The following is an 11853-nucleotide window of genomic DNA, read 5'->3' on the forward strand; positions in this document are numbered from 1 at the left end:
CTGTTCCCCTAGAATCCTAAGCTGGACAACAGATCGTCAACGTCGTCCTGCGATTGAACAACGTCTTCACGCTGTTCCTTGTTCATGATTGGTCCTTCCGCTTCGATTCCTTTGTCCGCTTTGCTTTGGGTAGTTGGCTGTTCGTTCAATTGCTCGTTGCCGAACAGGGTAAGCATTTCGACGAGGCGATCTTCCACCTCTTGAACCAAGGTGATGACCTTGCGAATCATTTGGCCGGTCAGGTCTTGGAAGTCCTGGGCCATCAAAATTTCGGTCAGCATGTTACGCAGCTTGTCTGCGCTGAGGGTAGAAGAGGCAAGAAAAGCATCGATTTGGTGACACAGGGTTTTAAACTGCCCCACTTCGATACGGCGTTCCATTAAACCGCGCCAGACCGGCATGATGTTGTCGATTTCGCTGGTAAGCTGATCCGCGATGGGCAAGCCCGACTCGACAGCATCCATGGTTTTATTGGCCGCCTGATCGGTCATCTCGATAACATAGTTCAGGCGGTCTTTAGCATCGGGAATATCTTGGCTGGCAAGCTCGCCTATCCGAACATCTAGCTTGAAATCATTGAGGGAGTCGTGCAGTTCACGGGTCAACTGACCCACTTTATCGAACAACTGACTGGCATTGGGAGCACACAGTTCACTGACCAGAGAATTGGCATCCTCAACATTTCCCTGTTGCAAAAGGCTGACCAGTCGTTGGGCATCTTCAAGATTGATGATGGGGCTTATTTCCTTGCTCACACAAGTTCCTTTATAGTTTTTAGTTTACTGAATGCGCTCGAAAATCTTGTCCAGCTTTTCCTTAAGGGTAGCAGCGGTAAAGGGCTTAACAATGTATCCGTTCACACCAGCCTGAGCCGCTTCAATAATCTGTTCACGTTTGGCTTCTGCAGTCACCATCAGTACAGGCAAGTGAGCCAAGCTCTCATCGGCGCGAATATGCTTGAGCAAATCGATGCCTTCCATGCCGGGCATGTTCCAGTCAGTAACAACAAACTCGAAATCACCATTTTTCAGCATCGGCAAGGCGGTGTTGCCATCGTCTGCTTCATGGGTGTTGTTAAAGCCAAGATCGCGCAAAAGGTTCTTGATAATTCGTCGCATTGTTGAAAAGTCATCAACAACCAGAATTTTCATATTTTTATCCAAGGTACATCCCCCGATTGGATTGCTAAAGTTGCAAGAGTAAAGCAACTATTTATTGCAGATATGTGATTAATCAAAGTAACCACAATTTTAGTCTAAAAATGGTAGTAGTTGTAAAGCCTTAGCGCAGCCTACTGTGTCCAATCTCGCATTCGTGTGCGAACCCTTGCCAAAGCTTGGCTATGGATCTGACTTACCCGAGATTCACTAACGCTCAATACTTCACCAATTTCCTTTAGATTCAACTCTTCATCGTAGTATAGAGAAAGTACCAATGCTTCTCGCTCAGGTAAACCTCGAATGCAATCGGCCAACGCGCCTTGGAAGCGTTGTTCGGCGAAGCCTTCGAAGGGGCGGTTCTGAGCACGGCTTTCTTCACTTGATAGCACGTCCTCACTCACCCCAAGATCTTCAATACCAAGAATTTTTCCGCAGTTAACATCGGCCAGCATGGAATGATAGTCATCCAGGGTCACGCCGAGCTGCGCAGCGACATCTTTATCCTTGGCGTCGCGACCAGTGGCTTTCTCTACGGCTGCAATGGCTTCACTGATGGCACGGCTGTTTTTATGAACTGAACGGGGAACCCAGTCACCACGGCGGATCTCATCGAGCATGGAGCCTCTAATCCGAATACCAGCATAGGTTTCAAAACTTGCCCCTTTGCTTCCATCAAAGTTGCGTGCAGCTTCAATCAGGCCGATCATCCCGGCCTGAATCAGATCGTCTACGATAACGCTGGCTGGGAGCCGCGCCAACAAGTGGTGGGCAATGCGCTTGACCAGGTCAGCGTGTTGCACCACTAAATCGTTAGTACTTACCGTTTGGGAATAGGCGGCCACTTTATTCACTCAGCTCTTCTCTTTTTTTTCTTTGCCCATATTCAAGCAGGTTCTCGATAAAGAACTCGAGATGACCTCCAGCTTGCTCAGGGATCGGCCAGGTGGCAGCTTTTGCAGCTAGCGAACGAAACGCGAGTGCCGCAGGAGATTTAGGATAGGCATCTACAACAACTTTTTGCTTACGCACTGCCAACTTCACGTTGTTGTCGTAGGGGATACAAGACACCAGCTCCAGGGTTGCATCCAAGAAGCGGTCGGTCACTCGGGTCAACTTAGCAAACAGCTCTTGCCCTTCGCGTAGACTGCGGACCATGTTAGCCACAACTTTGAACTTATAGACGCCATGCTCATTTGAAAGGAGCTTGATCAACGCATAAGCATCAGTGATTGAAGTGGGCTCGTCACAAACCACCACCATGATATCTTGAGCGGCCCGCGCAAAGCTCAGCACCATGTCGGAGATACCAGCGGCGGTGTCTACCAACAACACATCAATCGGGGTTTTAAGTGAGCTGAACGCTCGGATCAGCCCGGCATGCTCAGTGGGGCTAAGCTCCACCATGCTTTTTGTACCTGAGGTGGCAGGCGCGATTAGCACGCCATGCGGTCCTTCAACCAATATGTCGTCCAGCGTGCATTCACCCGACAGTACGTGAGACAGGTTCTTGGTGACGCGCAACCCGAGCATCACGTCGACATTGGCAAGCCCTAAGTCGGCATCGAGCACCATCACTCGTTTACCTTGAGCTGCCATTGCGATACCCATGTTCAAGGTGATGTTGGATTTACCCACACCGCCCTTCCCGCCGGTAACTGCAATTACTTTCACATTATTTCTGTTTTGCATCATTCTCAAACCGCTAGCTTGGTCAAACGCCGTTTCACTAATAAACATCCGTAACCTTATCTTGTTGCTGAGTCTCTTGCTGCATCAACTCTTGGCTGGCTTCTTGCTCGGCCGCGAGGGCCTGCTCCACCAAGTATGATGCATCAGCAACGGCAATATCTTCTGGTACGCGCTGGCCATTAGTCACATAACTGATGGGCAATGCATGTCGCAAGCTCACATCTAAGGCCTCACCCAGCGCAATACACTCATCCAACTTAGTCAAGATAGTTCCAGAAAGAGGAATTTTCTGGAATTGGGCGACGGTTTCTTCAATTACCCGGCGCTGAGCGTTAGCGGAAAGCACCAAGTAATTGCGAATATTCACCCGGGAATTTTTCACCAAGCGGTCCAGCTGCTCATGCAAGCGCAGGTCGCGCTGACTCATACCTGCAGTATCGATCAACACCAGTCGCTTGTCTTTGAATTGGTAGAGTAATTGTGACAACTCTTCCTCATCGTTCGCTACGCGTACAGCGCAGCCCATAATTTTTCCGTAGGTAGCCAACTGCTCGTGGGCACCGATACGGTAGGTATCGCTGGTAATCATGGCCACGCTATCAGCGCCGTAGCGCATGGCAAACTGGGCAGCCAACTTTGCGATAGTGGTGGTTTTACCCACACCGGTTGGGCCGAGCAGCGCAACCGCCCCGCCCTGACTTAAGATGTCGTCATGGCCCAGCGACAACTGGTTAGACAGCAAAGATTTAAGATGTTCCCAACCTTCCGCCAGACTGCAATCTTCTGGAATGTAGCCGGCGACTTGATCGGCCATCTCATCGGAGAAGCCCACGCGCTGCAGACGCTTCATCAACATGGCGCGGATTGGTTCTTGGCGCTCCATTTCCTGCGCCATCAGGCCTGAGACCTGATGCTCAAGCAGCTTGCGCATCTCAGCCAACTCACCTTTCATCGCCTGAAACTCTTCACGTTTGACATCGCTGGCAGCGCCACGATTGATGGGCGCTTGCGATGCAGCGGCCTTACCCCAGGTGGCTTGCTGAGACAGCGGCTGAGGCGCCGTCATCGGTCGCGCCGCAGGGCTTTTCTTTGGCTCTTCGAAGCGTTGCTGTTGGCGCTGTTGGTGACGCTGCATAAAGTCAGCCAGGTTATCGCGCAGGTTATTCATCTCGTCAGCTTTCTGACTCGGTGCGGCACTGGCTGCGCCACTAGCTTGACGAGCGGACGAAATATTGACGTTGTCATCGGCTACTTCGCGCTCACTGGAAACGCTTGGCTTGGCTGCGCCCGCTTCCACTGCCGCGACAATCTCGATGCCACCGGTCACCTTTTTGTTAGACATAATTACCGCATCACTGCCTAATGTCTCTTTTACCTCAGCGAGAGCAGTTCTCATATCTTTGGCGAAAAAGCGTTTCATTTTCACAGCTTAAATCCTCTTTATTCTTTTTGTCGCTACTGGCCTACCGAGCTAACTATGCGTATCTGCTTGTCTTCAGGGACTTCTTGATAAGAGAGTACCCGCAATGCCGGGATGGCATTCTTAACATAGCGAGACAAGCTCGAACGCAGAATTCCGGAGGTTAGCAAGATAGCTGGCTGACCAACCATTTCTTGGTTGTGCGCCGCTTCTTGCAATGAACCTTGCAGTTTCTCTGCAAGCCCCGGCTCCATGCCCGCACCTTCGTTGCCAGCAGCCTGCATAGACTGATGCAATATTTGCTCCAACTCTGGAGATAAAGTGATTACTGGCAGTTCTGCTTCGCTTCCGACTAATTCTTGAACAATCAAGCGCTTGAGTGAGATACGACAGGCAGCTGTCAGCACATCGGTATCCTGGCTCTTTGGCGCGTACTCCACCAAGGTCTGAACGATGCTGCGAATATCGCGCACCGGCACCCCTTCGTGTAGTAGATTCTGCAGCACCTTGACCACTGACGAGAGCGACAAGGCATCCGGTACCAACCCTTCCACCAGTTTTGGATGGCTGTTGCCCAGCATATCGAGAAGGTTTTGAACTTCTTCGTGGCCAAGCAAGGTCGAGGCGTTGTTAGTAAGCAACTGACTGAGATGGGTGGCAATCACAGTGGCAGAGTCCACCACGGTGTAACCGAGGGTTTGTGCTTGCTCACGCTGGGCTTTGCCGATCCACGCCGCCTCTAAGCCAAAGGCCGGATCGGTAGTGGCTTGGCCCTCGATGGCGCCAAATACTTGACCGGGGTTAATCGCCATCTCGCGATCGTGGAATACTTCTGACTCGCCCACGGTCACGCCCATCATGGTGATGCGGTATTGGTTGGGCCCGAGGTCAAGATTGTCACGAATATGCACCGCGGGGACCAAAAAGCCAAAATCTTGGCTGAGCTTCTTACGCACACCTTTAATTCGCGCCAGCAGTTCACCGCCTTGGGACTTATCGACCAAGGGGATCAAACGATAACCCACTTCCAAGCCAATCACATCGACCGGCTGTACATCGTCCCAACCCAGCTCTTTGGGCTCGGCTGACTCGCTTGGCTTACTAACAGCTGGCGCGGCAGCTTGCACCTGTTTGGCCTTCTCGACTTGGCGATGACGCCAGTACGCGCCGCCAAAACATACCAGCGCAAAGCTTAGGAAAGCGAAATGCGGCATGCCGGGCACGATACCCATCACAAACAAAATAGCGCCACAGATGATCAACACCTTCGGGTGTTCGAACATCTGCAGGAACACCTGCTCGCCCATATCTTCGTCGGCATTTTGGCGAGTCACAATCAGCGCCGCCGCAATCGATAGCAACAGCGCCGGGATTTGCGCAACCAGACCATCACCGATGGTCAGCAGGGTATATACCTCGACCGCTTCGCCAAAGCTCAAGCCATGTTGAGCCACACCGATAACAAAGCCGCCGATGATGTTGATAAACAGAATTAGGATACCGGCGATGGCATCGCCTTTTACAAACTTACTAGCACCGTCCATCGAACCGTAGAAATCCGCTTCGTTGGTGACATCTTGGCGACGTTCGCGAGCCTGTTCTTGGTTGATGATCCCTGCATTCAAGTCGGCATCGATGGCCATCTGCTTGCCGGGCATCGCATCCAAGGTAAAACGTGCACTCACCTCTGAGATACGACCCGCACCCTTCGTGACCACCACAAAGTTGATGATCATCAGAATCAAGAAGACCACCAGACCAACCGCGTAGTTACCGCCGATAACCACTGAGCCAAAGGCTTCAATCACGTTACCCGCTGCATTTCCGCCGTTGTGCCCCTCAAGCAGTACCACCCGCGTTGACGCCACGTTCAAGGCCAATCTAAGTAGCGTAGTGATCAGCAAAATAGAGGGGAAAACCGCGAAATCGAGCGGACGCCGAGTATAAACTGCGACCAGTAGTACCACCATGGCCAGAGAAATATTGAAGGCGAAGAACAAGTCCAACAGCCATGCGGCCATTGGCAGCACCACCATGCCAAGGGTGGCGAGCACGAGTAAAGGAGCACCTAGCCCCTTAATCTGCCTTATCTGGGATTTCGCATCGGAAAGCTTAAAGCTGGTAAGTCTATTTATAATTTCCATGGAGACGTTTATCTGGCGCCTTTGACAACTTGAACAGTTTAAAGCAAAAACTACGCCAGACAGCTGTGCCCCCTAAGGAGCACAGGCTAAGTGTTTGGAAAATAGACTAGTAACGCAAGTCGTCGGGGATCGGCAGGTCGTCGGCAACCGGTTTAGGTCGCTGTCCCTTCCCTTTGCGGTATTGGCTTAGCTGGAAGACAAAAGCGAGGATCTGAGCGACCGCAACGTAGAGACCCTCGGGGATTTCAGCGCCGATACGGGTGGTATGGTAAAGCGAACGACACAGCGGTGCAGACTCCATCACCGGGATCTCGTAGTGGCGGGCAATCTCACGGATCTTAAGTGCTACCTCGTCGGCGCCCTTCGCCACCAAGATCGGCGCACCGCTGCCTTTGTCATCGTACTTTAGCGCAACCGAATAGTGAGTCGGGTTGGTCACCACCACATCAGCCTGCGGGACATCGGCCATCATTCGGCGAGAGGCCATCTCCATCTGCAAGCGGCGGATCCGGCCCTTAATCTCAGGGTTACCGTCGGTGTTCTTATGCTCGTCTTTAACCTCTTGTTTGGTCATCTTGAGCTGTTTAGCGTGATTCCAGATTTGGTAGGGAATATCGATGGCGGCAATCACCAGCAAGCCACAGACCAGTGCCAGTAGCATCCACATCAACATGTCGAGCGCATTAGTCGCCGAACCCGGCAATGGTTGAGTACTTAGGCTCAGAATATTCTTAAACTGCCAACTCAGCACCCACCACACGATCAAGCCGATAACCGCAACCTTGGCGATACTCTTAATCAGCTCAACCAACGCTTGCACACCCAGCATTCGCTTAAAGCCCTGCAGCGGACTCATCTTATTAAACTTAGGCGCAGCAGCCTGCCAGCTGAATGCCATACCGCCGAGCAGTATGTTACCAATGAAGGCGGCGACGGCAATGATTCCGAGGATCACCGCCATCGGGCCAATCAAGATCTGCAGGATGTCCCCCAAGCTGGCCATCATCAGCTCAGGATCGAAGATCTGCTCGCGTTCCAATCGGAACTGCAACTTGAACACATTGAGCATGCCACGTGCCAGATTCTCACCAAACATCATCAAGCTTAGCGTCGCGAAGATAAGCACCGCCGCGGTACCTAGTTCTTTGGAACGGGCTATCTGGCCTTTCTCTCGGGCCTCTTGTTCTCGTTTGGGTGTTGCTTCTTCTGTGCGTTCTTGATCAGTATCAGCCATTCAGGCTCCTCCTCTGCATCACGCCTAGCAACCGATCTGGAGTATGGTACACCCCAGACCGCGTGCATTGATCCATTGGCGCTCAAAGTGAGTCAAGAAGCCGCCAATGGTAAGCCAAAGGATTAACAGGCCGAACAGCATACTCACTGCAAAGCCGATACTAAAGATATTTAACTGCGGCGCCGCCCGAGTCATGATCCCGAAGGAAAAGTTAACCAGCAGCATGGCAACAATCGAAGACATTGCCATCGCCAGCGCTGCCAAAAACAGCTGTGAATACCATCCGGCCAAGAGTTGGAAGTCCATGGCTCCCAAGCCTTCCATACCAATAGGAATGGACTCAAAGCTCATGGCCAACAAGGTAATCAACTGCAGGTGGCCATCGATGACCAAGAACAATAAGGTGGCCAGCAGCAAGTAGAACTGACCGACTACCGGGGTGCTTTGGCCACTACTCGGGTCCACCATCGAGGCAAAACCCAAGCTGGTCTGCATCGCTAGCACCTGACCAGCCACCACAAAGGTCTGCATCAGCAGCTGGCTGACAAAACCAAGCGCGCCACCGATAACCACTTGTTGCAGCACCACGATCACCGACTGGAAAGAGAAGAGCGGAATGCCCTCTACAGGCGGTAGCACCGGCACTATCGCAAAGGTTAGCGCCGCCGCCATGGCCATGCGAACGCGCACAGGAACGCTGTTACCACCAAACGATGCCATGGTCATCAGCATCGCAGATACGCGGGTGAGCGCCCACAGGTACTCGCCCAGCCACTGAATCGCGATATCTGCCGCGATGTTCACTAGCCGACCACCTGCGGGATCATCGCTACCATATCGAAAAAGAAGGTCATCAAGCGGTCAGTAAACCAATGGCCTGCCATCATTAGCATGCCCAAGGTGACCAGCAGACGCGGTAGAAAGGACAGGGTTTGCTCGTTAATTGAGGTAGCAGCTTGGAAAATAGCTACGATTAGGCCCACCAACAAGCTGGGAACAATCGCTGCTGAAACCAGCACAACCACTTGGCCGAGAGAGTGGCGGAAAACGTCAACAAATACTTCTGGTTCCATCGCTCCTCCCTACATTCCGAAACTGACGGCAAGCGTGGTCATCACCAAGCTCCATCCGTCAACTAACACAAACAGCATCAGCTTGAACGGCAAGGAAACGATCATTGGCGAAAGCATCATCATACCCATCGCCATCAGGATACTGGCGACCACCAAGTCGATAACCAGGAACGGCAGGAACAGCATAAAGCCAATTTGAAAGGCGGTTTTAAGCTCTGAAGTAATGAACGAGGGGACCAATACACTAAATGGCACATCCTCCGGGTTTTCTACCTCAATCTTGGCAATGCGCACAAAGGTCTCTAAATCAGTTAGCCGAGTCTGCTCCAACATAAAGTTATGCATCGGCTTTTTGGCGCGCTCGAAGGCCTCAAGGGAGGTCACTTCCTCACTCAGGTAGGGCTGAATGGCGTTTTGATTTACCTCATCGAGCACCGGCGACATGATAAAGAAGGTCAAGAACAGTGCGATACCGATGATCACTCGGCTCGAAGGGCTCTGCTGCAGGCCCATGGCTTGGCGAAGGATCGCCATCACGATTACGATGCGGGTAAACGAGGTCATCATGATGACCACTGCCGGAATAAACGACAGCGCGGTCATCAACGCCAGGATTTGCAGTGTTACCGAGTATTCCTGACTGCCATCGGCATTAGTGGTAATTGTCAGCGCCGGCAGAATACCGTCTTGGGCGATACTGGGAAAGGCTACAAAAGCCAAACAAAACAATACGATGCGAAACACTTAAGACTTACCTTTTGCTAAGAAGTGTTGAATATGCTTACCAAAGTTCGGCACGGCAGAGGAGGCGGTCTCTACGCTCAGCGGTTGCTCCAACTTGTCCAACAGCTGAACTTGCTGGGCAGTCACGCCAATCAAGTACTGCTGCTCGCCAACTTCCACCACCACTATCTTTTCGCGGGCATTCAGTGCCAGTTGGCTGATCACCTTCATGCGGCCATTGCCCAACTGGGCAACACGGGTCTTTTTTAGCACCCAAGCACAAACGAAAATGGTGATAAGCACTACCACTAGAGAGAGAAACAGCGAGAGCAGATCGAGAGGAGAAGAGTTTGCGGAGAGCTCACTCCCCGCCTCTGAGCTTGCCAGCATCCCGCTGGCAACCAAGGTAGTCAGACTCATTTGAGTTTCTTAATGCGTTCAGTCTGGCTGATAACGTCGGTCAGGCGAATACCGAACTTGTCGTTCACCACAACCACCTCACCATGGGCAATCAAGGTGCCATTAACCAGCACATCCAGTGGCTCACCGGCCACTCGGTCAAGCTCCACTACCGAGCCTTGGTTCAACTGCAGCAAGTTACGAATGCTGATGTTACTGCGGCCCACTTCCATGGAGATGGTAACCGGAATATCGAGAATGGCGTCTAAACGGCGCTGCTGCTCCTCGGTGATTGGCTGGCCTTCATCGGCCAGCTCATCAAGTGGTGCAGGCTCGGCCTCGGCCATTGCTGCCGCCCACTCGTTTGCCAAATCGTCTTGTTCACTCATTCTATCTACCTCTGATTATTCTTCGTGTTCGTCGACAGCCCCACGGCGGCTGACAACCATCTCTAAGTCGCTTTTCACCGACTCAGGACGTTTCAATTGCTCGGTGACCTGCAGCGCCAGTTTTTCGTTGCGTTGGCCCATCTTAACCCGATAGCTCGGCAGGTCTTCCACAAACAACAAGGCGTTCTCTGGCATCTCTACCGGGATAATATCACCGGCTTTCAATTCCATCAGTTGGCGCAGGCTAAGTTCCGCTTCCAGCAGTTTGGTATGTAGGCCCACTGGCACATCCATAATCTCGTCGCGCAGCGCAGTGCTCCAGCGCATATCGGTGTCTTGTTTATCACTTTGAACACCAGCGTCGAGCAGCTCACGGATTGGCTCCAGCATCGAGTATGGCATGGCGATATGGAAGTCACCGCCACCACCATCCAGCTCAATATGGAACGAGCTAACCACAATCACCTCGGTGGGGCTAACGATGTTGGCCATCGCCGGGTTAACTTCTGAGTCCAGATAGTCAAAGCCCACATCCATCACTGGCGCCCACGCTTCCACGTAGTCTTCGAAGATGATCTTGAGCAGCATCTGAATGATGCGCCGTTCGGTAGGGGTGAACTCGCGCCCTTCAATCTTGGCGTGGTAGCGGCCATCGCCACCAAAGAAGTTTTCCACCAAGATAAACACCAGACGCGCTTCCATGGTAATCAGCGCAGTGCCTTTTAACGGCCTAAAGCGCACCATGTTCAAGCTGGTCGGCACAAACAGAGTGTGCACGTACTCGCCGAATTTAATCATCTGCACGCCATTAATCGACACCTCGGCGGTGCGGCGCATCATGTTAAACAGCGAGATCCGTAGATGGCGAGCAAAACGCTCGTTAACCAGCTCGAGGGTCGGCATACGACCACGGACGATCCGGTCTTGAGAGGAGAAGTCGAACTCGACAACGTTACCCGAGATATCCGGCTCGACAATATCCTCTTCGATATCGTCGACGCCGTGGAGTAGCGCATCAATTTCGTCTTGGCTTAATAAATCGCTCACAGTATTCCTTATTGCATTACAAAGCCGGTGAATAGTACTTTTTCTACCACTACTCCACCGGTTAATTCTTGCAGCGCTTTTTGCGTTTCCGCCAATGAAGTCTCACGTAGCTTTTCTTTGCCTTCCTGGGTCGATAGCTCATCGACCGTCGCGGCGCTAAAGGTTTTTAGCAGCGCACCTTCAATGGTGGGGATATGCAGCTTGGCTGCTGCTTCGTTATCACTGCCACGAACCAACAGCTGAACCTTGATCTGTACTAAGCGGTCGCGCACATCGCCGGTCACGTTGAACACGAAGGGACGCGGCATACCAACATACAGGGCTGTGCTGTTGACTGGCGCAGGCTGTGCTTCGGCGGCGGCCGCAGCTGGCGGCGCTTCCTCTTCACCGCCCATAAACATAAATGCCGCTACGCCACCGACAACCAGCAGGACAACCACCGCCCCGATGATGATAAATAACTTTTTCTTGCCGCCACTGCCTTCTTCAACTTTTAGTTCAGCTTCATCCGCCATGGATCGTGGTTCCTCACGCAGTTGTTATTATTTGCATTATTACATGTTAGATCGGGTCCC

The 11853-nt window shown here is 52.2% G+C and carries 14 protein-coding genes; all 14 read right to left on the minus strand.

All coding sequences use genetic code 11. The features are described 5' to 3' along the window. Positions 1 to 8 precede the first annotated feature (8 nt). Positions 9 to 755, minus strand: a complete 747-nt coding sequence (locus tag G461_RS0116435) for a protein phosphatase CheZ (RefSeq protein WP_026972659.1) — start codon at positions 753 to 755, stop codon at positions 9 to 11. Positions 756 to 779: 24 nt separating this feature from the next. Continuing rightward, positions 780 to 1163 (minus strand): chemotaxis response regulator CheY, encoded by a 384-nt coding sequence (gene cheY, locus G461_RS0116440; RefSeq protein WP_084404942.1) that lies wholly within the window; start codon positions 1161 to 1163, stop codon positions 780 to 782. Positions 1164 to 1291: 128 nt separating this feature from the next. Then, a complete protein-coding gene (locus G461_RS0116445) occupies positions 1292 to 2011 on the minus strand; it encodes an RNA polymerase sigma factor FliA (protein ID WP_026972660.1) in 720 nt (239 codons plus the stop codon). Beyond that, positions 2004 to 2897 (minus strand): MinD/ParA family ATP-binding protein, encoded by an 894-nt coding sequence (locus G461_RS0116450; protein WP_026958081.1) that lies wholly within the window; start codon positions 2895 to 2897, stop codon positions 2004 to 2006. Before G461_RS0116450 ends, G461_RS0116445 begins: the two co-directional genes overlap by 8 nt. Further along, positions 2887 to 4269: a flagellar biosynthesis GTPase FlhF gene (gene flhF, locus G461_RS0116455; RefSeq protein ID WP_245587191.1), complete on the minus strand. Its 1383-nt coding sequence runs from the start codon at positions 4267 to 4269 to the stop codon at positions 2887 to 2889. The genes G461_RS0116450 and flhF overlap by 11 nt, the downstream gene beginning before the upstream one ends. A 35-nt stretch (positions 4270 to 4304) precedes the next feature. Further along, complete coding sequence (flhA, locus tag G461_RS0116460; protein ID WP_051326548.1) at positions 4305 to 6413, minus strand: flagellar biosynthesis protein FlhA; 2109 nt, start codon at positions 6411 to 6413, stop codon at positions 4305 to 4307. Between the two features lie 106 nt (positions 6414 to 6519). Next, on the minus strand, positions 6520 to 7647 hold the full coding sequence (flhB, locus tag G461_RS0116465; protein WP_026972662.1) for a flagellar biosynthesis protein FlhB: 1128 nt from the start codon (positions 7645 to 7647) through the stop codon (positions 6520 to 6522). A gap of 24 nt (positions 7648 to 7671) precedes the next feature. Further along, on the minus strand, positions 7672 to 8451 hold the full coding sequence (gene fliR, locus G461_RS0116470) for a flagellar biosynthetic protein FliR (RefSeq protein WP_035480467.1): 780 nt from the start codon (positions 8449 to 8451) through the stop codon (positions 7672 to 7674). Next, positions 8451 to 8720, minus strand: coding sequence for a flagellar biosynthesis protein FliQ (gene fliQ, locus G461_RS0116475; RefSeq protein WP_026958086.1), 270 nt, complete (start codon positions 8718 to 8720; stop codon positions 8451 to 8453). Before fliQ ends, fliR begins: the two co-directional genes overlap by 1 nt. Positions 8721 to 8729: 9 nt before the next feature. Then, the gene (fliP, locus tag G461_RS0116480) at positions 8730 to 9416 is read right to left on the minus strand and encodes a flagellar type III secretion system pore protein FliP (protein ID WP_425393726.1); all 687 of its coding nucleotides are present in this window, start codon (positions 9414 to 9416) and stop codon (positions 8730 to 8732) included. A 48-nt stretch (positions 9417 to 9464) separates the two neighbouring features. Further along, on the minus strand, positions 9465 to 9863 hold the full coding sequence (gene fliO, locus G461_RS24515; RefSeq protein ID WP_051333624.1) for a flagellar biosynthetic protein FliO: 399 nt from the start codon (positions 9861 to 9863) through the stop codon (positions 9465 to 9467). Beyond that, positions 9860 to 10231 carry a flagellar motor switch protein FliN gene (fliN, locus tag G461_RS0116490; protein ID WP_026958088.1) on the minus strand — a complete coding sequence of 124 codons (372 nt, stop codon included), beginning with the start codon at positions 10229 to 10231 and terminating at the stop codon, positions 9860 to 9862. Before fliN ends, fliO begins: the two co-directional genes overlap by 4 nt. Before the next feature lie 15 nt (positions 10232 to 10246). Continuing rightward, entirely contained in the window at positions 10247 to 11278 is a 1032-nt protein-coding gene (fliM, locus tag G461_RS0116495) for a flagellar motor switch protein FliM (RefSeq protein ID WP_026958089.1), read from the minus strand. A gap of 8 nt (positions 11279 to 11286) precedes the next feature. Beyond that, on the minus strand, positions 11287 to 11793 hold the full coding sequence (gene fliL / locus G461_RS0116500; RefSeq protein WP_026972664.1) for a flagellar basal body-associated protein FliL: 507 nt from the start codon (positions 11791 to 11793) through the stop codon (positions 11287 to 11289). Positions 11794 to 11853 lie beyond the last annotated feature (60 nt).

Origin of the sequence: Aliagarivorans marinus DSM 23064 (assembly GCF_000429485.1) — a bacterium.
GTDB lineage: Bacteria > Pseudomonadota > Gammaproteobacteria > Enterobacterales > Celerinatantimonadaceae > Aliagarivorans > Aliagarivorans marinus.